The 22,551-nt window shown below is 51.0% G+C and carries 19 protein-coding genes; 17 read left to right on the top strand and 2 right to left on the bottom strand.

Annotated elements, in window-relative coordinates:
* The first annotated feature begins 50 nt into the window (after nucleotides 1-50).
* From HMY34_RS01060 to HMY34_RS00995, 14 genes are all read left to right on the top strand, one after another.
* Nucleotides 51-2,873, top strand: coding sequence for a monovalent cation/H+ antiporter subunit A (locus HMY34_RS01060; RefSeq protein ID WP_202717325.1), 2,823 nt, complete (start codon nucleotides 51-53; stop codon nucleotides 2,871-2,873).
* Nucleotides 2,873-3,208 carry a Na+/H+ antiporter subunit C gene (locus tag HMY34_RS01055; RefSeq protein WP_202717324.1) on the top strand — a complete coding sequence of 112 codons (336 nt, stop codon included), beginning with the start codon at nucleotides 2,873-2,875 and terminating at the stop codon, nucleotides 3,206-3,208. The genes HMY34_RS01060 and HMY34_RS01055 overlap by 1 nt, the downstream gene beginning before the upstream one ends.
* Nucleotides 3,205-4,740, top strand: a complete 1,536-nt coding sequence (locus tag HMY34_RS01050; RefSeq protein WP_202717323.1) for a monovalent cation/H+ antiporter subunit D — start codon at nucleotides 3,205-3,207, stop codon at nucleotides 4,738-4,740. Before HMY34_RS01055 ends, HMY34_RS01050 begins: the two co-directional genes overlap by 4 nt.
* A 2-nt stretch (nucleotides 4,741-4,742) precedes the next feature.
* On the top strand, nucleotides 4,743-5,237 hold the full coding sequence (locus HMY34_RS01045) for a Na+/H+ antiporter subunit E (RefSeq protein ID WP_202717322.1): 495 nt from the start codon (nucleotides 4,743-4,745) through the stop codon (nucleotides 5,235-5,237).
* Nucleotides 5,231-5,500 carry a K+/H+ antiporter subunit F gene (locus tag HMY34_RS01040; protein WP_093068724.1) on the top strand — a complete coding sequence of 90 codons (270 nt, stop codon included), beginning with the start codon at nucleotides 5,231-5,233 and terminating at the stop codon, nucleotides 5,498-5,500. Before HMY34_RS01045 ends, HMY34_RS01040 begins: the two co-directional genes overlap by 7 nt.
* 4 nt (nucleotides 5,501-5,504) lie before the next feature.
* Nucleotides 5,505-5,816, top strand: coding sequence for a Na+/H+ antiporter subunit G (locus HMY34_RS01035; RefSeq protein WP_202717321.1), 312 nt, complete (start codon nucleotides 5,505-5,507; stop codon nucleotides 5,814-5,816).
* Between the two features lie 58 nt (nucleotides 5,817-5,874).
* Nucleotides 5,875-6,660, top strand: a complete 786-nt coding sequence (locus HMY34_RS01030; protein WP_202717320.1) for a DUF2189 domain-containing protein — start codon at nucleotides 5,875-5,877, stop codon at nucleotides 6,658-6,660.
* Nucleotides 6,657-7,817 (top strand): RNA/DNA-binding domain-containing protein, encoded by a 1,161-nt coding sequence (locus HMY34_RS01025; RefSeq protein ID WP_202717319.1) that lies wholly within the window; start codon nucleotides 6,657-6,659, stop codon nucleotides 7,815-7,817. The genes HMY34_RS01030 and HMY34_RS01025 overlap by 4 nt, the downstream gene beginning before the upstream one ends.
* 74 nt (nucleotides 7,818-7,891) lie before the next feature.
* Nucleotides 7,892-10,945, top strand: a complete 3,054-nt coding sequence (locus HMY34_RS01020) for a type I restriction endonuclease subunit R (RefSeq protein WP_202717318.1) — start codon at nucleotides 7,892-7,894, stop codon at nucleotides 10,943-10,945.
* Nucleotides 10,939-12,573, top strand: a complete 1,635-nt coding sequence (locus tag HMY34_RS01015) for an HsdM family class I SAM-dependent methyltransferase (protein WP_202717317.1) — start codon at nucleotides 10,939-10,941, stop codon at nucleotides 12,571-12,573. Before HMY34_RS01020 ends, HMY34_RS01015 begins: the two co-directional genes overlap by 7 nt.
* Nucleotides 12,566-13,597 (top strand): PDDEXK nuclease domain-containing protein, encoded by a 1,032-nt coding sequence (locus tag HMY34_RS01010; protein ID WP_202717316.1) that lies wholly within the window; start codon nucleotides 12,566-12,568, stop codon nucleotides 13,595-13,597. Before HMY34_RS01015 ends, HMY34_RS01010 begins: the two co-directional genes overlap by 8 nt.
* Nucleotides 13,594-14,910 carry a restriction endonuclease subunit S gene (locus HMY34_RS01005; RefSeq protein ID WP_202717315.1) on the top strand — a complete coding sequence of 439 codons (1,317 nt, stop codon included), beginning with the start codon at nucleotides 13,594-13,596 and terminating at the stop codon, nucleotides 14,908-14,910. The genes HMY34_RS01010 and HMY34_RS01005 overlap by 4 nt, the downstream gene beginning before the upstream one ends.
* Entirely contained in the window at nucleotides 14,907-16,628 is a 1,722-nt protein-coding gene (locus HMY34_RS01000; protein WP_202717314.1) for an AAA family ATPase, read from the top strand. The genes HMY34_RS01005 and HMY34_RS01000 overlap by 4 nt, the downstream gene beginning before the upstream one ends.
* A gap of 70 nt (nucleotides 16,629-16,698) precedes the next feature.
* Complete coding sequence (locus tag HMY34_RS00995; protein ID WP_202717313.1) at nucleotides 16,699-17,667, top strand: calcium/sodium antiporter; 969 nt, start codon at nucleotides 16,699-16,701, stop codon at nucleotides 17,665-17,667.
* Nucleotides 17,668-17,709: 42 nt separating this feature from the next.
* Here the strand turns inward: HMY34_RS00995 and tsaD are convergent, their stop codons facing one another.
* Nucleotides 17,710-18,711, bottom strand: a complete 1,002-nt coding sequence (gene tsaD / locus HMY34_RS00990) for a tRNA (adenosine(37)-N6)-threonylcarbamoyltransferase complex transferase subunit TsaD (RefSeq protein ID WP_202717312.1) — start codon at nucleotides 18,709-18,711, stop codon at nucleotides 17,710-17,712.
* Between the two features lie 155 nt (nucleotides 18,712-18,866).
* Between tsaD and HMY34_RS00985 the strand changes: the two genes are divergently transcribed.
* The 3 genes from HMY34_RS00985 to HMY34_RS00975 all read left to right on the top strand — a co-directional run bounded on the left by HMY34_RS00985 (nucleotide 18,867) and on the right by HMY34_RS00975 (nucleotide 22,100).
* Nucleotides 18,867-20,384, top strand: a complete 1,518-nt coding sequence (locus tag HMY34_RS00985) for a fumarate hydratase (protein ID WP_202717311.1) — start codon at nucleotides 18,867-18,869, stop codon at nucleotides 20,382-20,384.
* A 66-nt stretch (nucleotides 20,385-20,450) separates the two neighbouring features.
* Nucleotides 20,451-20,789 (top strand): DUF1820 family protein, encoded by a 339-nt coding sequence (locus HMY34_RS00980; protein ID WP_202717310.1) that lies wholly within the window; start codon nucleotides 20,451-20,453, stop codon nucleotides 20,787-20,789.
* Nucleotides 20,790-20,867: 78 nt separating this feature from the next.
* Complete coding sequence (locus HMY34_RS00975; protein ID WP_202717309.1) at nucleotides 20,868-22,100, top strand: lytic murein transglycosylase; 1,233 nt, start codon at nucleotides 20,868-20,870, stop codon at nucleotides 22,098-22,100.
* 7 nt (nucleotides 22,101-22,107) lie between these two features.
* Here the strand turns inward: HMY34_RS00975 and HMY34_RS00970 are convergent, their stop codons facing one another.
* Nucleotides 22,108-22,524, bottom strand: a complete 417-nt coding sequence (locus tag HMY34_RS00970) for a hypothetical protein (protein WP_202717308.1) — start codon at nucleotides 22,522-22,524, stop codon at nucleotides 22,108-22,110.
* Nucleotides 22,525-22,551 lie beyond the last annotated feature (27 nt).

The raw sequence follows: 22,551 nt of genomic DNA, 5'->3' as shown, positions 1-22,551 counted from the left end.
AGAATCGGGACACCGCCGGAAGCGACCCGGCTTTGTTGCAATGGTGCTGAATGGATGTTTCAACGATTAATCTGCCATTAGCGGTGTTGTTGCCCTTTGTGGGGGCGGCAGCGGTGGCGTGGGCTGCGCATTTTCATCGGGTGGCAGCGGCATGGCTGGCGGGAATCACGACCTTGTTGGCGTTGGGGTTGCTGTACCCTGCATTGAGCGCGGTGTTTGCGAGCGAGACGGTGATTCAATCTTGGGCGTGGATGCCCGCTATCGGGCTGGATTTCGCTTTCCGCCTAGATGGTCTGAGCGCATTGTTTGCCCTGATGATCCTTATTATTGGCCTGTTGGTCATCCTCTACGCCCGTTATTACCTCTCAGCCAAAGATTCCATGGGGCGGTTTTTTACCTACATGCTGACCTTTATGGGGTCGATGCTGGGCGTGGTGTTGTCGGAAAACTTGCTGCAATTGATGGTGTTCTGGGAGCTGACCTCGCTGAGTTCCTTTATGTTGATCAGTTACTGGCAACATCGCAAAGAGGCACGGCAAGGGGCGCGGATGGCGTTGGCAATCACTGGCGGCGGTGGATTGACATTGCTGGCGGGGATTTTGCTGCTGGGGCAAATGGCGGGCAGTTACAACCTGTCGGATGTGTTGCTGGCAGGCGAGCAAATTCGTGCCCATGCGCTGTATTTGCCGACTTTGGTGTTGATTGCGATTGGGGTATTTACCAAATCGGCGCAATTTCCGTTTCATTTCTGGCTGCCGAATGCGATGTCAGCACCGACTCCTGTTTCCGCGTATTTGCACTCCGCCACGATGGTGAAAGCGGGGATTTTCCTGTTGGCGCGATTTTTTCCGGTGCTGGCGGGTACGCCGGAATGGTCGTGGCTGATCGGCACGGTAGGGATGATTACCTTGTTGGTAGGCGCATTCGTGGCTTTGTTCCAGCACGATCTGAAAGGCTTGCTGGCGTATTCGACCATTAGCCATCTGGGGCTGATCACGTTGCTGTTTGGGCTGGGTACGGAACTGGCGGCGGTGGCGGCATTGTTCCACATTATTAATCACGCCACCTTCAAGGCTTCGCTGTTCATGGTGGCGGGGATTATTGACCATGAAACCGGCACGCGGGATATGCGCCGCATTAATGGCTTGCTGAAATACATGCCGCACACGGCGGTGTTGGCGATGATTGCGGCAGCGGCGATGGCGGGTGTGCCGTTGCTGAATGGCTTTTTGAGCAAGGAAATGTTCTTTGATCAGGCGGTGGTGGCTTCCAGCACTTCGCTGTGGGCGTTGACTATTCCAATATTGGCGACTTTGGCTGGGGTGTTTTCGGTGGCGTATTCCTTGCGCTTTATCCATGACGTGTTTTTCAACGGTGAGCCGGTGAGTTTGCCGAAAACACCGCATGAACCGCCGCCGTTTATGCGGATTCCGGTGGATGTGCTGGTGGTGTTGTGCATTGCGGTGGGGGTGTTGCCGATGTTTACAGTAGCGCCGTTGCTGGCAGTGGCGGTGCAAGGCACATTGCAGGCTGCCCCACCCGAATACAGTCTGGCGATTTGGCACGGGTTCAATGAGCCGTTGCTGATGAGTTTTATCGCGCTGGTGGGCGGGATTACGGTGTATGCGGTGCGTAAGCCCTTGTTTGCTTGGTATGAAGCGCGGGTGCGTGGGCAGCAATTGCGGCGCTTGTACGACTGGAAAATCGACAAGCTGTTGCAGGTAGCGCGTGGCGTGACCCGTGGGTTTGACCGGGGTTCGTTGCAGGATATGTTGTTCTGGGTGTTGGGTTTTACCTTATTGGTCGGGGTAGCAGGTTTCTTGTTGAGTGCGGCACCTTTGTTGGGTGAGCGGGCATTGTTGCCACTGGATGCGGTGAGTTTGGCGGTGGGGGCAACCTTGATTCTTGCCAGTTTGTTGAGCGTGGTATTGCATCGGGAACGTCTGATTGCGCTGGTGGTATTGGGTGCAGTAGGGCTGGTGGTGTCGCTGGCATTTGTGAAATTTTCCGCACCGGATTTAGCTTTGACGCAATTGTCGGTGGAAATCGTCACGATTGTGTTGCTGATGCTGGCTTTGTATTTCTTGCCGCAATATACCCCGCGTGTCAGTGCGGTGTGGCGTAAGTGGCGTGACGGTATTTTGGCGGGATTGTTGGGGTTGGGATCAGCGGCGTTGGCGTTGGCGGTGATGACTCGTGAGACGGCAACACTAGCGGATTATTTTGTGACGCAAAGTGTGCCGGGGGGTGGTGGCACGAATGTGGTGAATGTGATTCTGGTGGATTTCCGGGGTTTTGACACCATGGGAGAAATCGCGGTGCTGGCGTTGGCGGGCTTGGGGATTTTTGCGTTGTTGCAGCAGATTAAGTTGTATGCGCCTGCGGAAGATAGCAGTGGACGCGCTTGGGCGTTGGAGGCGAATCCGTTCATTTTGCAAACCTTTAGCCGGGTATTGTTCCCGATGATGTTGATGGTGGCGGTGTTTGTGTTCCTGCGTGGGCATAACTTGCCGGGTGGTGGTTTTATTGCCGGGCTGATTGCGGCGTTGGCGATTGTGTTGCAGAACTTGGCGAATGGGATTGGCTGGACGGCGCAACGGCTGCGTACTGACATGCATTCTTGGCTGGCGGCAGGTTTGCTGTTGGCAGCAGGCACGGGGATGGTGGCGATGGCGTTGGGGTATCCGTTCCTCACCTCGGCACATACGCATGTGCATTGGCCGGTGGTCGGTGGCTTTGAGCTGGCGAGTGCGATGTTCTTTGACACGGGCGTGTTTCTGGTGGTGGTTGGCGCAACGGTGATGATTCTGGTGGAACTGGGCAAGCTGAATCGGCTGGATACGCCCGCACCTGTGCTGCAAGGAGACGTGTAATGGAATTGCTGATTGCCTTGAGTATCGGGGTGCTGGTGGCTTGCGGGGTCTATCTGGTGTTGCGTGCCAGTACCTTTCCGGTGGTGATGGGGCTGACCTTGTTGTCGTATGCCACCAATTTGTTCCTGTTTGCGATGGGGCGGCTGGCAATTGGTGTGCCTGCAATTGTGCGCCCGGATGCAGCGGGGTATGCCGACCCATTGCCACAGGCACTGGTGTTGACGGCGATTGTGATTGCTTTCGGCATGACGGCGTTTGCCATCGTACTGGCGTTGAAAGCGCGGGGCGAAACGGGCAGTGATCATGTGGATGGGAAAGGGGGGGAATCGTCATGATGCACTTGCCGATTCTTCCGATCCTGTTGCCGCTACTGGCGGGAATCCTCTTGCTGTTACTGCGTCCGCTGGGTTTACAGGTACAGCGCATGGTGGGTTTTGCCGCCGCGTTTGCTTTGCTGATGTTGGCGGTGTGGTTGTTTGATAGTGCACTGGTGGGGCAGCGGCAGGTGTATGCGCTGGGTGACTGGCCTGCACCCTTCGGCATTACCCTAGTGTTTGACCAGCTTGCGGCGTTGATGCTGTTGGTGACGGCAATACTGGCAGTCGGGGCGTTGTGGTATGCGATTGTCACCGAGATTGATGCGCAAGGTAGCCATTTCCATGTGTTGTTCCAGATGCAGTTGTTTGGCTTAAACGGGGCGTTTTTGACCGGGGATGCGTTTAACCTGTTCGTGTTCTTTGAAGTGTTGTTGCTGGCTTCTTACAGCTTGTTGCTGCATGGCGGTGGCAAGGAACGTACCGTGGCTGGGCTGCATTATGTGGTGGTAAATCTGGTCGGTTCGACGGTATTCCTGTTTGCGTTGGGGGCGTTGTACGGCGCGTTGGGGACGTTGAATATTGCGGATATGGCGGCGAAAGTGGCGGCATTACCGGCGGAGCGTGAAGGGCTGGTGATGGCGGCGGGTTTGTTGCTATTGCTGGTGTTCGGGCTGAAGGCGGCAATGTTCCCGCTGTATTTGTGGTTGCCTGCGGCGTATGCACGGACTTCTGCGCCGGTGGCGGCTTTGTTTGCGGTTATGACCAAGGTGGGGGTGTACGCAATTATTCGGGTGCATGGCACGGTGTTTGGGGCGGATGCCGGAAATCTGGCGTATTTCTATGCGCCGTGGTTGCTGGGGCTGGGACTGATTACCTTGGTGTTGGCGGCGTTGGGCGTGTTGGCTGCGTTTCGCTTGCGCTTTCAGGTGGCGTATCTGGTGTTGGCTTCGGTGGCGATGTTGCTGATTGCGGTGGGTTTGCATTCTGAAACGGGGCTGGCGGCGGCTTTGTATTATCTGGTGCATTCCACCTTGCTGGCGGGCGGTTTGTTTCTGCTGGCGGATGTGATTGTGCGTGGGCGCGGGACGTATGCTGACCGTTTTGACCCCGGACTGCGTTTGCCGCACCATGCCTTGCTGGGTGGTTTGTTTATGTTGGCGGCGGTGGCAGCGTTGGGTTTGCCGCCGTTGTCGGGGTTTTTGGGCAAGTTGTGGATTTTGCAGGCGGCATTGGAACATCCGTGGCGTTGGGCGGTGTTGGCAACGGTCTTGATGAGCAGTGCTTTGTTGCTGATTGCCTTGGCGCGTAGTGGTTCGGTGTTGTTTTACAAAGTGAAAGATCATGCTGATGCGGCAGACCCGGAATTGCCGACACAGATTCCGGCATTTGGGATGAGTCTGGTGGCGGTGGTGTGGTTACTGGCTGCGGTGCCGTTGTTGGTCGTGTTGGCGCAGCCGGTTGCAGAGATAATGCAGCAAATCGCCGCGCAAACCTTGGATACGGCAGGGTATCGGGCGGCAGTGTTTGACCCTGCGGTGGGAGGTAAATGAGCATGTTGAAACGATTGTTGCCGCATCCGCTGTTGAGCGTGTTTTTGTTGCTGATTTGGTTGTTGTTGAACAATACCGTGGCAATGGGGCATGTGGTGCTGGGCGCGGGTTTGGCGTTGTTGATTCCGTTTTTGACGGTGGGATTTTGGCCGGAACGGGTGTGTGTGCAGCGTCCGTGGGTATTGCTGAAGTTTGTGGCGGTGGTGCTGTGGGATATTGTGGTGGCAAACTTGAATGTGGCGGCGTTGATTCTGGGTTCTACTCGCAAGCTCCAGCCTGCATTTATGGTGTTGGAATTGGATATTCGTTCGCCGTTAGGGGTGAGTTTGCTGGCGAATACGATTTCGCTGACACCGGGGACGGTTTCGTGTGAGGTGTCGGCTGACCGGCGGCAATTGCTGATCCACGCGCTGCATGTGACGGATGTGGAGGCGAGCATTCGGGAGATGAAGCAGCGTTACGAGCAACCATTGATAGAGGTGTTACGCGAATGTTGAATATGGTGTTGCCTTGGGCATTCGGTATGGTGTCGTTGGCCTTGTTATTGAGTTTGTACCGCTTGCTGGTGGGGCCAGATGTGCCTGACCGGATTCTGGCGTTGGATACCTTGTACCTGAACACGATTGCCTTGCTGGTGTTGTTTGGCTTGTTGCAAGGCAGTGCCTTGTATTTCGAGGCGGCTTTGCTGATTGCGGTCATGGGGTTTGTGGGCACGATTGCGCTGAGCAAGTATTTGCTGCGCGGCGATATTATGGAGTAGGGCGATGTTGGATGTAATCTTGGCAGTATTGGTGTTGGTGGGGGCGTTTTTTACGCTGGTGGGTTCGTGGGGTTTGGCAAAAATGCCGGATTTTTTCATGCGTCTGCACGGGCCGACCAAGGCGACGACCATTGGCGTGGGGTCAGTGTTGGTGGCTTCGGCCTTGTACTTTTCGTTCAATACCGATGGTGTAAGCTTGCATGAAGTGCTGGTGACGTTGTTTTTATTCATGACAGCACCGGTGAGTGCGCACATGATGGCGAAGGCAGCGCTGCATTTGCGGGTGAAGCAGGTGGAGCGCACACGCCAACCGTAGTTGAATCAGGGATGACAGACTCGTATGATGAAAATCCATTAAGGAGGAAATGATAATTATGCAATCAATCAGCACCGAACAGCCGTTCACTGAATACCCCGTGCGTCAGGTCGAATTTGCCAATATTCCCAAGTGGTTACGCCAAGGTGCGGAGGATATTAGAGCGAACCCTTGGTCTAGCTTGTTGTATGGCATTGTTTTCGCACTGGTGGGGATGGGTATGAGCCTGTTGTCTGCGAATAATCCCGGTTTTTTTATGGCAGAAGCGGCGGGATTTATGTTGTGGGGGCCGTTTCTTGCGCTGGGTTTGTATGATTTAAGCTTGCGGCGTGAACACGGTGATCCGGTCAATTTTTTGCGCTCTACGTTGGCCTTAAAGCGTAACCCGGTTAATTTGATCCTGTACTCGGTGATGTTGGGGGTACTGGTGTTGCTGTGGCTGCGGATGTCTTCCATTGTGCTGGATATTTTTCTGCAAGATACGGCGGTAGCGGAGCAGTACAGTTACATTGGCTTTATGGCGGCATTGCTGGGGTCAAAAATGGGTTGGCTGTTCACGTTGTCGTTTATGTCAGTGGGGCTGTTGTTTGCGGTAGTGTCCTTCGTGACGGGCGTGGCGACGGTGCCGATGTTGCTGGAACGCAAGGTGAGTTTGGTGACGGCATTGAATACCAGCATTCGCGCTATTCTCATCAACTGGAAAGTGATGTTGGCGTGGGCGGCGACCATTGCGGTGATTATTAGCGCGGGCTTATTGCCGTTTAGCCTTGGGTTGATCATTGCGATGCCGCTGATTTCGTATGCCAGTTGGCACGCTTACCGCGATATGGTTGAGGCGGTATGACGCTTGAGGAACTCAACACCCAGATTGCCCTCGGTGAAGACAGTCGCCGTCAGTTTAAGCAAGACATCAGCAATACCGATGCGTTAGCGGCTGAAATGGCAGCTTTCGCCAATACGGATGGGGGCGTGATTTTCTTAGGCGTCACGGATGACGGCACATTGCTGGGTTTGACCTTGGCGGATGTGGCGCGTTTAAACCAGATGATTAGCAATGCGGCTTCTCAGCATATCCGCAGCCCGCTGGCGGTGCAGACTGAAAATATTGCACTGGTTGACGGACGTTTGTTGATAGCGCTGACGATTCCCAAAGGTTTAGATAAGCCTTATTTTGATCGTAATGGCGTGATTTGGCTGAAAAGTGGCGCGGATAAACGCCGAGTCAATTCCAAAGAGGAATTGCGCCGCCTGTTCCAAAGCGTGGATTCGTTACACGCTGATGAAGTGCCGTGCAAAGTAGGCGTTGAGGCGATTGATGGTCGCAGTTTGGCGGATTTCTTACAGGCAACTTACGGCTTGGATATTCCTGAGAAAGGTGCTGATTTGTTACGTTTGTTGCAAAACATGAACCTTGCGACAGGTGAGGGTTTCTTAAACCTCGCGGGGGTATTGTTGTTTGGCAAACACCCTGAATGGGTGAAGCCCGCTTTTATCGTCAAAGCGGTGGCGTTTCCCGGCAATGTGATTGAATCCAGCAGCTACGTGGATAGCGAAGACATTGGTGGCAGGCTGCGCGACGTGTTCGATGATACCTTGCGTTTTATTATGCGTAACCTGCATAAGCGCCAAGGGCAGCAAAGTTTTAATTCGGTGGGTGAGCCTGAAGTACCGCGTTTGGTGTTTGAAGAGTTGCTGGTTAATGCACTGATTCATCGCGATTATTTTATCAGTGCGCCGATTCGGGTGTTGGTTTACGCCAACCGTATTGAAATTATCAGCCCCGGTCATTTGCCTAATAATCTTACGGTTGAAAAAGTGAAAGCGGGTAACTCGAATTTGCGCAATCCTATCTTGGCCTCGTTCATTGCCAAGAAACTATTGCCCTACCGTGGCTTAGGTTCAGGGATTCTACGTGCGTTGGAAGCGTGGTCGCAGATTGATTTTAAGGATGATCGTGAGGGGTGTTTGTTTACCGTTACGGTGTGGCGGCCTGCGGATTAAAGCTTGTCACTTCTATAGATTCATTTTGCTTATTGATTGATAATAATTCATCACTCGATAAGGGCTTATAGCTGATGGCATTCAACGAAGACACGCGGGTAAAAATCCCCACACTCCTGCACTTGACTCGGCTAGGTTACACCTACCTGTCTTTGAAAACGGCGCAATGGGATGAGGAAACCAATATTTTCCCGCGCTTATTTCGTGAAGCCATCAGCCGTATTAACCCGGAACTTGAGCCGGGAGAAGTTGAGCGTCTGCGCGAAGATGTCAGCCTACTGCTAAACAATGAGGATTTGGGAAAAGCGTTTTATGAGCAATTGACGCAGCGTTCCGGCACACGCTTGATTGATTTCGAGAATTTCGACAATAACAGCTTCCACGTCGTCACTGAGCTGACCTGCAAAAATGGCGATGATGAATTTCGCCCCGACATTACCTTGTTGATTAATGGGATGCCGTTGGTGTTCATTGAGGTCAAAAAGCCGCATAACCGCGATGGAGTGTTGGCGGAACGTAGCCGCATCAATGCGCGTTTTCAGAACAAGAAATTCCGACGCTTTATCAACATCACCCAGTTGATGCTGTTTTCCAATAATATGGAATACGACAATGATTCGCCTGAGCCGCTGGAGGGTGCGTTTTACGCTTCAACGTCTTATCAGCAGGCGATGTTCAACTATTTCCGTGAAGAAGAGCCGCTGAATATTGCCGCTTTGCTACGCCCCGAAAATGACGATGTGGAAACGGCAGTACTCAGGGACAATAACTGCCTGATCATTAAAAACAGCCCGGAATTCATTACCAACAAAGACGCGGATACGCCAACCAACCGTTTGTGTACGTCGCTACTGAACCGTGAACGCCTGCGCTTTGTCCTGCGTTACGCCATTGCCTATGTGAAAGAAAAAAACGGCTGGGAACAGCAGGTGATGCGCTACCCGCAATTGTTCGCCACCAAAGCGATTGAGCAAAAACTTAATGCAGGCAAACGCAAAGGTATCATCTGGCACACGCAAGGCAGTGGTAAAACCGCGTTGGCGTATTACAGCACCCGCTATCTGGTGGACTATTTTCAGCAGCAAAAGATCATTCCGAAGTTCTATTTCATCGTGGATCGGCTCGATTTGCTCAAGCAGGCTTCCCGCGAATTTATCAGCCGGGGTTTAACGGTTCATGCGATCAACTCCCGCGAAGCCTTCGCGCAGGACATCAAACAAACCACCGCGATTCACAATGACACGGGTAAGCTGGAAATCACCGTGGTCAATATCCAGAAATTCAAGGATGACCCGGAGGTGATGCGCGTGAAGGATTACGCGGTCAGTATCCAGCGGATTTACTTTCTGGATGAGGTTCACCGCAGCTACAATCCTGAGGGTAGCTTTCTGGCAAATCTTGAGCAATCGGACAAAAACGCCATCAAAATTGGGCTGACGGGTACGCCTTTACTGGGCAAGGACTCCAATTCCAAAGCCCTGTTTGGCGATTACATCCACAAGTATTATTACAACAAGTCCATTGCCGATGGTTACACCTTGCGCCTGATCCGAGAGGCGATTGAAACCAATTATCAGCTTGCTTTGAAAGAAGCACTGGCAAAAATTGAGGTGGAAAAGGGCAAGCTGCCGATGAAGGATATTGTTGCCCACCATGCCTTTGTCAAACCCATGCTCGCTTACATCGTGCGTGACTTTGAAAAAAGCCGCACCACGCTGAATGATCTGAGCATCGGCGGCATGGTGATTTGCGACAGCTCCGAACAAGCCAAGGAAATGTTTGCGCAGTTTCAAGCTAATTATGCATTTAAGTCCGTCGCGGAAATACCGGGTGGCTATGATGCAGGCATATTAATGGCAAACAAGGCGAAAAACGCCGCGCTGATTCTGCATGACATTGGCTCGAAGGAAGAACGCGATACGTGGGTAGAAGATTTCAAGGCGGGCAATATCGACCTGCTGTTTGTTTACAATATGTTGCTGACCGGCTTTGACGCCAAACGCCTGAAAAAACTCTATCTGGGGCGGGTGATCCGTGACCATAACCTGTTGCAAGCCCTGACCCGCGTGAACCGCACCTACAAACAGCACCGCTACGGTTATGTGGTAGATTTTGCTGATATTCGCAGCGAATTTGACAAGACCAATAAAGCCTATTTCGATGAGCTACAAAGCGAATTGGGCGATGAAATGGAACACTATTCCAAGCTCTTCAAATCCGCCGAGGAAATTGCAGCAGAGTTGGAGGCGGTCAAGGATGTGCTGTTTCAGTACGATACCTTGAACAAGGAACTGTTTTCGCGCCAAATCACCGAAATCCAAGATCGGGCGCAAGTGTTGGCACTCAAAAAAGCCTTGGCGGATGCCCGCAGCCTGTACAATTTGTGCCGCTTGTTTGGCTTCAACGAATTATTGCAACGCTTGCCGTTCGCGCAAATCAACGCGCTGTACAACGAAGTTGATAATCATCTGGCGATGCTCAACCTCAAAGACCGTCTTGAAAACCAGTCTGACAACAGCGGCTTGCTGAACATGGCACTGGAAGAAGTGCTGTTCAAATTCGTCAAAATCGGCGAGGAAGAACTCAAGCTGGCGGATGAGTTGAAAGATGCCTTGCGCCGCGCCCGCGAAACGATGACCAGCAATTTCGACCCCAAAGACCCCGCTTTCGTGGAACTCAAAGAGGAACTGGAACGCCTGTTCAAAGACCGCAACCTCAAGGAAGTCAGTCAGGAAGAGATGAAGCACAATATGCTCACTCTCAACAAAATTCAGGACAAGGTACGCGAAATCAACCGCAAAAACCGTTTGCTGCAAACCAAGTACGAGGGTGACATCAAATTTGTGCGCGTCCACAAACGGCTGGTAGAGAACGGCGCAATCTCTGATAATGAGCGGCGCATCTTCGAGGCACTGCGGCTGGTGAAGCAACAAGCCGATGACAGCGTGATGCAAAACAGGAACATCCTCGACAACGACAGCTATTTTGAGCGCATGATGCAACGCAGCGTGGTGCAACAATTCCACCAAGCACAAAACATCAAGCTAACCCCCGATAGCACCCGCTACATCAATCAGCTTGTCGTGAAAGAGTATCTGGATGAATTTAACGGAGTAACCCCTTGGTAGCCCTCGATTTCAAGAAAAGCACCACCGAACTGATCGACAACCTGAAAAACATCTGCGCCGCTTACGGGCTGGGTAATGACGGCAATGAATTCAAGATCATCACGCAGGTTTTCCTGTACAAATTCCTGTGCGATAAGCTGGCGTATGAGCTGAAAAAAGCCGATAAAGCCACCGCCAACGCGCCAAATTGGGAACAGCACATCGCCAGCCTCGACATTGACGATTATGAAATGTTGACCATGCTGCTGCCCGAAGGCACGGCGTATTTGCGCCCGGAACACCTGATTTCCAGTTTGTTTGCACGGCAAAATGAGGATAATTTCGCCAAGCTGTTTGATGATACCTTGCGTGAAATTGCCATCCTCAACAGTGATATATTCTCGGTGAAAACCGGCGGCGGGGCGCAAATTCGCCTGTTTGATGCACTCAGCCAGTTCATTTCAGACCCCGGTGAGCGCGACAATTTTTGCAAGGCGATTATCAATAAGCTGGTGAATTTCAGCTTTGAACATATTTTTACGCAGGGCTTTGATTTCTTTGCCGACATTTTTGAGTACCTGATTAAGGACTACAACAAGGACAGCGGCGGCAAATACGCGGAATATTACACCCCGCACGCGGTTGCTAAGATTATGGCGGCGATTCTGGTGCCCACCGAGGTGCGCGGTAAGGTGATGAACGTCAAGTGCTACGACCCGTCGGCGGGTTCGGGGACGTTGCTGATGAACCTTGCCCATGCGATTGGGGAAAGCCGTTGCAGCATTTATTCGCAGGATATTTCGCAGAAATCGTCTGGGCTGTTGCGGCTTAATTTGATCCTGAACAATCTGGTGCATTCCATCCCGAATATTATTCAGGGCAATACCATTTCGTTGCCGTATCACAAGGATGGGGCGGAACTGGCGCAGTTTAATTACATTGTTTCCAATCCGCCGTTCAAGATGGATTTCAGCGATTTCCGCGACGATTTGGATAGCAAGGAAAACAAAGCGCGTTTCTTTGCGGGGATTCCGAATGTGCCGAATAAAGCCAAGGATAAAATGGCGATTTATTTGCTGTTTATCCAGCACATTATGTATTCGCTGAAAGATAAGGGTAAGGCGGCGATTGTTGTCCCGACCGGGTTTATTACGGCGCAATCGGGCATTGATAAGAGCATCCGTGAGCGTTTGGTGGAACAGAACATGCTGGCGGGCGTGGTGTCGATGCCGAGCAATATTTTTGCGACCACGGGCACGAATGTTTCGATTTTGTTCATCGACAAGGGCAACCAAGACAAGGTGGTGCTGATTGATGCTTCCAACCTTGGCGAAACCGTCAAGGATGGCAAAAACCAGAAAACGGTTCTCACGCTGGCGGAAGAGCAGCGCATTATCGACACCTTCAACGCCAAAACAGCGGTGGATGATTTCTCAGTCGTGGTCAGTTACGAGCAAATTAAAGCCAAAAACTACTCTTTCAGCGCGGGGCAATACTTCGACGTAAAGATCGAATACACCGACATCACCGCCGCCGAATTCACCAGCAAAATGAAAGGCTTCACCGACAACCTCGATGCGCTGTTTGCCGAATCCCGCAAGCTCGAAACCGAGATCAAAACCCAGTTAGCGAGCCTGAAGTATGAGTGAATTAACGTCTGCTGATTATCAAGTGTGGTTAAAAAACCTTAAAACACAAATTCAATCCGCTCAACAGCGGGCTGTACTGGCGGTTAATCAAGAGTTGCTCAAGCTGTATTGGCAAATTGGCAATGACATCCTGCAACGCCAGCAACAACAAGGCTGGGGCAGTAAAATCATTGACCAGCTTGCACAGGATTTACGCCAAGCCTTCCCTGAGTTGAAGGGGTTTTCAGCACGAAATTTAAAGTATATGCGCCGTTTTGCTGAAACGTGGCAGGATTCTGAAATTGTGCAGCAGCCTGCTGCACAATTGCCGTGGTTCCATATTTGTACGGTCATGGATAAATTAAAAACTGGGAGTGAGCGTCAATGGTATATGCAGAAAGCTGTTGAATATGGCTGGTCGCGCAATGTGTTGGTTCACCAGATCGAGAGTCGCTTGCTGGAACGACAAGGCAACGCCGCCACCAATTTTGCTCAAACGTTGCCATCCCCACAGTCAGAGCTGGCACAACAAACGCTTAAAGATCCGTACATTTTTGACTTTCTTTCTATCGGTGCTGATGCGCATGAGCGTGATATTGAACAGGCATTGACGCAACATATCAGCCAGTTTTTACTAGAGTTGGGTGCTGGGTTTGCTTTTGTGGGTAAGCAGGTGCATCTGGAGGTGGGGGAGCAGGATTTCTACCTTGACCTGCTGTTTTATCATTTGAAACTACGCTGCTATCTGGTGATTGAACTCAAAGCGGGTGATTTCACTCCATCGCATGTTGGGCAGTTGAGCTTTTACTTGTCGGCAGTCGATGAGCATTTCAAAACCGAACATGATGCGCCCACCATTGGTTTGCTGTTGTGTAAAAACCGTAATAAGGTTATCGCCGAATATGCCTTGCGCGATAACAGCAAACCTATTGGCGTTGCCGAATACCAAATTGCCCAATCCTTACCCCCAAATTTTGAAGATAAACTCCCCAGCATCGAGCGCATCGAACAAGAACTTCAGGCTAACTGGAGTGATGAAGAATGAGTAAATGGACGGTCAAAAGGCTAGGCGACATATCAGATATGTGTCTAGGAAAAATGCTGGATAAAGAAAAGAATCAAGGAGATTATCAGCCATACCTTGCAAATATTAATGTCCGCTGGGGTGGTTTTGATTTAAAAAATCTCTCAAAAATGCGCTTTGAAGAAAAGGAAGATGAGCGTTACGGCTTAAAATACGGTGATTTGATAATTTGTGAAGGAGGAGAGCCGGGACGCTGTGCTATCTGGAAAGATGAAGTGCCAGAAATGAAAATCCAAAAGGCATTACATCGAGTTAGGATGCACGATAATTATAATCCATTTTTCGTATACTACCGTTTCCTATTGGCTGGTCGTTCAGGTGAATTAAGCAAACACTTTATCGGTTCTACAATAAAACACCTAACAGGAATTGGTCTAAAGCAAGTTGAATTTGAGTACCCGTCATTAGCTATACAAAACCAAATCGCCGCCGTTCTTTCCTCCATCGACCAAAAAATCGAAATCAACAACCGCATTAACGCCGAACTCGAAGCAATGGCGAAAACCCTCTACGACTACTGGTTTGTGCAATTCGACTTCCCTGATGAAAACGGCAAACCGTATAAGTCATCGGGCGGAAAGATGTTCTACAGCAAAGAGTTGAAGCGGGAGATCCCGGCAGGATGGGAAGCAACTGTTTTAGGTGATTTTTGTTCAGCTATCCGTGGTGTCACATATTCTAAGACAGATGTAAAAGCAACAGGTTCTAAAAACTCCGCTGGTATTCTGAGAGCAACAAATATTTCTGAGAATAAACTAGATATTAATAATCTTGTTTATGTGAATGACTCACTAATTGATAAGCAACAGTATATGAATCAAGGAGATATTCTGATTGTGATGTCCAGTGGTAGCAAAAATCATATTGGAAAAAATGGAGTCTATTACTTTAAAGAAAAGGTGGCATTTGGTGCGTTTTGCTCGAAATTATCACTAAAAGGTAATTTTTCATCTTATATTAATAATTTCCTTGGATCAGGTGGTTTTAAAACGCATATTGCAAATTCTTGCTTAGGAACAAATATAAATAATTTAACAAATCAACATATTGCAGGTTGTATGCTTATCAAGCCAGAACAGTCAATCTTGACTGAATTTGAAAAACACACATCTGAATTTTATAAGAAAATTGCAATATCTACCCAAGAAAATCAGCGGTTGGCGGCGTTGCGGGATTGGTTGTTGCCGATGTTGATGAATGGGCAGGTGCGGGTGGATAGCGCGGCGGATGACCTATACTCACCAGAGCAAGGCGCAGGAACGAGGCAACCATGAAACTGAAACTCCCCTACGGCATCAGCCACTACAAAACGGTCATCGAAGAAGGTTACACCTACGTCGACAAAACCGGCTGGATTCAAACCCTTGAAGATGCCAGCCGTTACAACCTGATCATGCGCCCACGCCGCTTCGGGAAAAGCCTGTTCGTCTCGATGCTCGCGTACTACTACGACATCAAAGCCAAGGACGATTTCAACCGCCTGTTCGGTCATCTCGCCGCCGGTCAGAACCCAACCGGCAATCAGAACCGCTACCAAATCCTGTTTCTGGAATTCAGCGGCATCAGTACGGATGACCCGCAAAGCATTTATTCGGCATTTAATAATAAAATCACACTGGCAATAGCCACGTTCCTGAAAAAATACCACTATCCAGCAGAAAGTTTAGATCGTTTGTATCAGCTTGATTCTCCGACTCCCGCTGATAAGCTGAATTATCTGCTTAGCCTACTGGATGATCAAAAGATTTACCTGATTATTGACGAATATGACCATTTCGCCAATGCGCTGTTAGCGGAAGACTTGCACTACTTCTGCAAAATCATGGGGAAGGGCGGCTTCGTGCGGGCGTTTTATGAAAGCATCAAAGCCGCAACACAGCAAGGAAGCATCGACCGCCTGATCATTACTGGCGTTACCCCCATCATGCTCGATAGCCTGACATCCGGTTTCAATATGGTTGAAAACCTCTCGCTCTTGCCCGCATTTAATGAAGCGATTGGTTTAACACAAGCAGAAACGACCTCGCTGATTTATCCGTTGACTGAGCAGTGTGCCATCAATGCCGATACCCTGATGGCAACCTTGAAAGATTGGTATAACGGCTACGTCTTCGCCAGTAAAGGGCAGCCGATGTACAACGCTAATATGGTGTTGTATTTCCTGAAACACGTTGATGCCAAAAATTGTGCCTTTCCTGAAGAAATGTTGGATGAAAACATTGCTTCCGATTACCGCAATATCATGCGTATGTTTTCCATCGGCGACCGTGATACCAATTATGCCGTGCTGGAAGAATTGATCAGTGAAGGGGAAGTCACCGCGCAACAGCGGCGCAAATTCGATTTTGACAAAGGTTTTGATCGCGAAGACTTTATCAGCCTGCTGTGCTACATGGGTTTCGTTTCACTGGCGGGTTCTGAGTTTGGCGTGCAGCGTTTTCGTATTCCTAACCATGTTATCAAGCGACTGTATTTTGCCTATTTTAAGGTCGAAATCGAGCGTAAAAACCAGTTCAGCATTCCGCCCCAAAAGCTGCAACAAGCGGTGACTGCACTGGCCTTACACAATGACATCGAACCCTTGCGGCATGAAATTCAGTCGATATTAATGGTGCTGTCCAATCGCGATTTCATGCAGATGGATGAAAAGCACCTCAAGGTATTGTTGGTGACGTTGTTGTATCAATCTTCCATCTATTTCATCAAAAGTGAGCCGGAGGTCAATCACAAATACCCGGATATTCTGTTGCTGGAGCGCAGCCCGTATCCGGTTAAACACCAGCATTTGATCGAGCTGAAATACTGCAAGAAATCCGAGCGGAAAAAACACCCGCACCTGTGGGATGACAAACGCACCGAAGGCATCCAGCAAGTACAGGGCTATCAACAATTACCGGATATTCAAATACTCGAAAAGCTTTCCTGCTGGGTCATCGTCACTGACGGTGAAGACGTTGCGGCAGAAAATGTCGCATTCGCTAGTCAGCGGTAGGGGATTCTGGCAGACCTTGTTTAGAAATGGCATAAATCATCCTGTCTCATCAAACGCAAAGGATGCCAGTATGTTGTTATCACTAGCTGCTATTGTTGTCGGCCTTGCTGTATTGGTATGGAGCGCCGATAAATTTGTCGAAGGCGCTGCTGCCACCGCAAAACATTTAGGAATGCCCTCACTGCTGATCGGGATGGTGGTTGTCGGTTTTGGTACATCCGCCCCGGAAATGACTGTATCCGCCTTTGCCGCATGGGAAGGCAATCCCGCTTTGGCATTAGGTAATGCTTATGGCTCCAATATACTGAATATCGCCTTGATATTAGGGATAACCGCCGTGATTGCGGTGATTGCGGTGCATTCGGATATTGTCCGCAAAGAAATGCCGATTTTGCTGGCGGTGACGCTGTTGTCGGGTTTGTTGTTATGGGACAAGGAAATCAGCCGTTGGGATGCGGTTATTTTGCTGGTGGTGTTTTTCGGAATCGTGGGTTGGTCTATTTACGCGGCGCTGCGTGGGCGGAATGATGCGCTGTCTGCGGAGGTAGAAGAAGAATTGGCAAGCCACCCGATGACGTTGAAAACCGCCTTGGTATGGTTGGCGGTCGGCTTGGTGTTGTTGATCATTAGTTCGCGGATTCTGGTGTGGGGTGCGGTGGATATTGCGAATGCCTTAGGGGTCAGCGATTTGATTATTGGGCTGACGATTGTCGCGCTGGGTACTTCATTGCCGGAATTGGCGTCTTCCATTGCGGCGGCTCGCAAAGGCGAATCCGATTTGGCACTGGGCAATATTGTCGGCTCGAATTTGTTTAATACCTTGGCAGTGGTCGGGATTGCCGGGGCAATTGCCCCGATTGCGGTTGCCGATGAAGTACTGACCCGTGATTTCCCGGTCATGTTGGCAGTCACCTTCGGCCTGTTTGTGATGGCGTATGGTTTCCGTAAACCGGGACACCTAACCCATTGGGAAGGCATTTTGATGTTAAGCGTCTACTTCGTGTATACCGGCTGGCTGATTTACACCGTGGTCGCATAAGTAACGGGTAGAGCAGGGCATGGTTAAACGGTTTCCATGAGATTAAATCGCGTCCAGTTCGGTCAATGGCCAACGCGGACGCGCATTAATCACTGCCGCTTCACTCGCGCCAGCCTGCAAGCGCAACGCACCCGCATACGCAATCATTGCGCCATTATCGGTGCAAAACGCCAAACGCGGGAAATACACCTCCGCCTTCAACTCCGCCAGCCGCGTCCGCAAGCGTCGATTCGCGCCCACGCCGCCCGCCACTACCAGCCGCTTACGCCCCGCCTGTTCCAATGCCCGCCGACATTTGATAAACAGCGTATCCACCACGGCTTCTTCAAACGCCCGCGCAATATCCGCCTTATCCTGCTCCGTCTGCCCAGACTTCTGCCAGGTCGTCAGTGAAAACGTCTTCAAGCCGCTGAAACTAAAATCACAGCCCGGTCGATCCACCATCGGGCGCGGAAATTTGTAAATCCCCTCACGTCCTTGTTCCGCGAGTTTCGCCAGCAACGGCCCCCCCGGATACTCCAACCCCATCAGTTTAGCCGTCTTATCAAACGCCTCACCCGCCGCATCATCCACGCTTTCGCCCAGAATGTGGTATTCGCCAATGCGCGGCACATCCACCAGCATGGTATGCCCACCCGACACCAGCAACGCCACAAACGGCAATTCCGGCGGGTTTTCTTCCAACATCGGCGCGAGCAAATGGCCTTCCATGTGATGCACGCCCACGGCAGGGACATTCAGCCCCCACGCCATCGACCGCGCAATCGAAGCCCCCGTCAGCAATGCCCCGATCAGCCCTGGCCCTGCGGTGTAGGCAATGCCGTCAATATCCTTCATCGTCATCCCCGCATCCACCAACGCCTCGCGCAACAACGGCAACACGCGGCGGATATGATCCCGCGATGCCAATTCCGGCACAACGCCACCGTATTCGGCGTGCATCGCAATCTGGCTGAACAAGCGATGCGCCAACAAGCCTTTGTCGGTGTCGTACAACGCCACGCCGGTTTCATCACAAGAGCTTTCAATTCCAAGTACGCGCATGAGGGTCTTCTAGGGTTAAACAAGAGGTGAAACAGTATATAGCTTAACGTCATGGCATGAAATAATGGTATTCACGCGCATTTTCGCCTACGATTGTGCGCCACAACAAAAACAGTCTCCGCCCGCAGTTGATCAACCACCAAGGGAATAGAGCCATGACCATTATTAAGCAAGACCACGTAATCGCCAGTGTCGCGGATGCGCTGCAATTCATCTCATACTACCACCCGCTCGACTTCATCGAAGCGATGCACCAAGCGTGGGAGCGTGAAGAATCCCCTGCCGCGAAGGATTCCATCGCGCAAATCCTCGTCAATTCGCGCATGTGTGCCGAAGGGCATCGCCCGATTTGCCAAGATACAGGCATCGTTACCGTGTTCGTCAAAGTCGGCATGAACGTGCAGTGGGAAGGCGACATGAGCCTCACTGACATGATCAACGAAGGCGTGCGCCGTGCGTACCTGAACCCCGATAACGTGTTGCGTGCGTCCATCCTCGCCGACCCAGCGGGGGCGCGGAAAAATACCAAGGACAATACGCCTGCGGTCATTCATTACGAAATCGTCCCTGGTGACACCGTGTCGTTTGACGTGGCGGCAAAAGGCGGCGGCTCTGAAAACAAATCCAAAATGGTCATGCTCAATCCTTCCGACAGCATTGTGGATTGGGTGTTAAAAACCGTGCCAACGATGGGGGCAGGTTGGTGTCCACCGGGAATGCTCGGCATTGGCATCGGCGGCACGGCGGAAAAAGCGGCCGTATTGGCGAAAGAGGTGCTGATGGAACACATCGACATTCAAGAACTGCAAGCCCGTGGCGCACAAAACCGCGTCGAAGAATTGCGTCTGGAACTCTACGAAAAGGTCAATAACCTCGGCGTAGGCGCACAAGGTTTGGGCGGTTTAACCACGGTGCTGGATGTCAAAATCAAAGACTTTCCCACCCATGCCGCCTCTTTGCCCGTGTGCATGATCCCCAACTGTGCAGCGACGCGCCATACGCATTTTGTGCTGGACGGTTCGGGTGCTGCGCTGCAAACCCCGCCAGATTTATCCAACTGGCCGCAAATCTCGCTGGACGGCGGTGCGTCAGCCACCCGTGTCAACCTAGACACCATCACCCCCGAACAAGTACGTAACTTGAAACCGGGCGAAACCGTTTTGCTGTCTGGCAAAATGCTCACCGGGCGTGACGCGGCACACAAGCGCATGATCGACATGCTCAATAAAGGCGAAACACTGCCCGTTGATTTGAAAGGACGTTTCATTTACTACGTCGGCCCGGTTGACCCGGTGCGTGATGAAGTGGTCGGCCCTGCTGGTCCTACCACGTCCACCCGTATGGATAAATTCACTCGTCAAATCCTGCAACAAACCGGCTTGCTGGGGATGATTGGTAAATCCGAACGCGGCCCGATTGCGATTGAAGCGATCAAGGAATTCGGCGCGGTGTACCTCATGGCAGTCGGTGGGGCGGCGTATTTGGTGTCCAAAGCGATTACCGGTGCGAAAGTGCTGGCGTTTCCCGAACTGGGCATGGAGGCGATTTACGAATTCGAGGTCAAGGATATGCCGGTCACGGTGGCGGTGGATAGCAATGGCGAATCGGTGCATAACACCGGCCCTGCGACGTGGAAGGCGATCATTGATGCGCGAATGTTAGCGGGAAAGTGACTTCCCAGCGGTTTTCTGCTACAACTAGCCCCATTTTCCCCACTATTATTCCTTGAGGCACAACCGTTGAGCAGCGACCGCAGCATCTACCGCATTTCTTTCGTCAACCAAGACAAGATTTACGAAATCTTTGCTAAACAAGTCTATGAATCAGACTTGTATGGCTTTGTTGTGGTTGAAGAAATCGTTTTCGGTACGCAAAGCACGGTGGTCATTGACCCCGGTGAAGAGCGCCTCAAAACGGAGTTTGAAGCTGTCAAGCGCAGTTTCATTCCCATCCACTCGGTGATTCGCATCGACGAGGTGGAGCACACGGGTGTCAGTAAAATCCATGCGCTCGAATCCGGCAGTGTGGCGGGCAATGTCAGCCCGTTTGCACGTCCTGCGGGCAAGAAAAAAGACTAAAGTTTGGTCTCTCGCAAGCGTTTTTACCGAACTCTGCTATTATACCCCGATGATTTGTCGAGTGTGCGGAACGGCTGAATGAACCAGAAGTGGTTACATGGGTTGCCGGTAGTGTTATTGCTGGTTGTGGTGTTGTTTGGATACAGCACCACCGTTGACAGTGCGTTTGATGCATGGAAGCAGCAATTTCGTCAGGTTGCCATTAAAGAAGGCATTCACGCCGAAACCGTGGATAGGGCTTTGCGCGGTCTAGTGCCTGACAAAAAAGTCCTACGTCTGGAAGCGCATCAGCCTGAATTCACCAAAACCGTTTGGGAATACCTCGAAACCGCCGCGTCAACCGAACGCATTGCCAATGGGCAAAAGCTCTTGCGTGATTATGCCCCACTGCTACAGCGTATCCACGCACAATACGGTGTACAGCCTGAATACCTCTTGGCAATCTGGGGGTTGGAAAGCAATTTTGGTAGCCATACCGGGCGTTACAGCATTGTACGTTCCTTAGCGACGCTGGCGTATGCGGGGGAAACAGAACGGCGAGAATTCTGGCAGAAACAGCTCATTGCAGCCTTAAGAATTGTGCAAAATGGCGATATGCCGCCGATTTCGATGCAAGGTTCGTGGGCAGGTGCTATTGGGCACACCCAGTTTATTCCCACAACGTTTGAAAGCTACGCGGTTGATTTTGATGGCGACGGGCATCGCGATCTGGTGAATAGCATCCCCGACGCGCTGGCTTCCACCGCCAATTATCTCGCCAGTTCCGGCTGGGAACGCGATCAGCCTTGGGGTTTTGAAGTGCGCTTGCCTGCTAAATTTGATTGGTCACAAGCGGATGTGGATTTCTGGTTGCCATTGAATATCTGGGGAACCATTGCGGGTGTGAACACGGTCAATGGGCAGGCGTTGGAAAGCAGCACTAGCAATGCGTTTGTGTTGCTGCCTGCGGGTTATCGGGGGCCTGCATTTTTAGCATTGCGTAATTTCGACGCGATTCTCAAGTACAACAATGCGCAGAACTATGCACTCGCTGTTGGTTATTTAGGTGATCGCATTCAGGGAAAGCCCCCGATGTTAGCAATGTGGCCTAAAGAAGATGTGCCCCTAAGTCATGCCGAGAAAGTTGAGTTGCAAACCTTGTTGACGGCAGCGGGTTACAGTACGGATGGCTTGGATGGTAAGTTAGGACCAAACACCCGTGCTGCGGTACGCCGCTGGCAAATGGATAACAATTTACCAGCGGATGGTTACGCGACGTTACAGCATTTGAATGCATTGCGCCAACGTGTTGCTGAAAAGACAGCCAACTAATGTGTGTTTAATGTGCTTCAGGGACGCCCTGCCACAACATTTCATAGCCGACTTCATAGGTATCATCACAAAATGCCGCTAATTGTGAGAATTTCTCTTTAAACAATTTGTCAGCATGAGATTTTTCGTGTTGTTTAAAAGACTTCCAATAAGTCACGATGACAATATCGCCCATGTTTTGTTTAACGCGCTTATTTTTGTGACTGTCATCGCTACCGACGCTGCCCTCTTCGGAAATGAAACCGGCATTGCGGTAGACTTGTCCACCGATAAATCCGCCGTTGTCATCGCCGTAGTTATTTTTGACGACATTACACATTTCGCCCAATAAGAGTTCTACGTCTTCAACGGTTACACCTTCTTTCAAGTCAACCACATTAAACAACATCGTGGCACCGAAGGGAATTTCAATAGGATTAAACATAACAATTTCCTCTTATTACCAATATTA

This window comes from Thiothrix subterranea (assembly GCF_016772315.1).
Taxonomy (GTDB): Bacteria; Pseudomonadota; Gammaproteobacteria; order Thiotrichales; family Thiotrichaceae; genus Thiothrix; species Thiothrix subterranea.
This window is presented reverse-complemented; position numbering and strand designations above follow the sequence as displayed.

Coding starts and splice junctions, on each gene's coding strand:
- HMY34_RS01060 (WP_202717325.1), top strand. CDS start 51: ATGGATGTTTCAACGATTAATCTGCCATTAGCGGTGTTGTTGCCCTTT.
- HMY34_RS00975 (WP_202717309.1), top strand. CDS start 20,868: ATGAACCAGAAGTGGTTACATGGGTTGCCGGTAGTGTTATTGCTGGTT.
- HMY34_RS01045 (WP_202717322.1), top strand. CDS start 4,743: ATGTTGAAACGATTGTTGCCGCATCCGCTGTTGAGCGTGTTTTTGTTG.
- HMY34_RS01040 (WP_093068724.1), top strand. CDS start 5,231: ATGTTGAATATGGTGTTGCCTTGGGCATTCGGTATGGTGTCGTTGGCC.
- HMY34_RS01055 (WP_202717324.1), top strand. CDS start 2,873: ATGGAATTGCTGATTGCCTTGAGTATCGGGGTGCTGGTGGCTTGCGGG.
- HMY34_RS01030 (WP_202717320.1), top strand. CDS start 5,875: ATGCAATCAATCAGCACCGAACAGCCGTTCACTGAATACCCCGTGCGT.
- HMY34_RS01020 (WP_202717318.1), top strand. CDS start 7,892: ATGGCATTCAACGAAGACACGCGGGTAAAAATCCCCACACTCCTGCAC.
- HMY34_RS00985 (WP_202717311.1), top strand. CDS start 18,867: ATGACCATTATTAAGCAAGACCACGTAATCGCCAGTGTCGCGGATGCG.
- HMY34_RS01000 (WP_202717314.1), top strand. CDS start 14,907: ATGAAACTGAAACTCCCCTACGGCATCAGCCACTACAAAACGGTCATC.
- tsaD (WP_202717312.1), bottom strand. CDS start 18,711: ATGCGCGTACTTGGAATTGAAAGCTCTTGTGATGAAACCGGCGTGGCG.
- HMY34_RS00995 (WP_202717313.1), top strand. CDS start 16,699: ATGTTGTTATCACTAGCTGCTATTGTTGTCGGCCTTGCTGTATTGGTA.
- HMY34_RS01050 (WP_202717323.1), top strand. CDS start 3,205: ATGATGCACTTGCCGATTCTTCCGATCCTGTTGCCGCTACTGGCGGGA.
- HMY34_RS01035 (WP_202717321.1), top strand. CDS start 5,505: ATGTTGGATGTAATCTTGGCAGTATTGGTGTTGGTGGGGGCGTTTTTT.
- HMY34_RS01025 (WP_202717319.1), top strand. CDS start 6,657: ATGACGCTTGAGGAACTCAACACCCAGATTGCCCTCGGTGAAGACAGT.
- HMY34_RS01010 (WP_202717316.1), top strand. CDS start 12,566: ATGAGTGAATTAACGTCTGCTGATTATCAAGTGTGGTTAAAAAACCTT.
- HMY34_RS01005 (WP_202717315.1), top strand. CDS start 13,594: ATGAGTAAATGGACGGTCAAAAGGCTAGGCGACATATCAGATATGTGT.
- HMY34_RS00970 (WP_202717308.1), bottom strand. CDS start 22,524: ATGTTTAATCCTATTGAAATTCCCTTCGGTGCCACGATGTTGTTTAAT.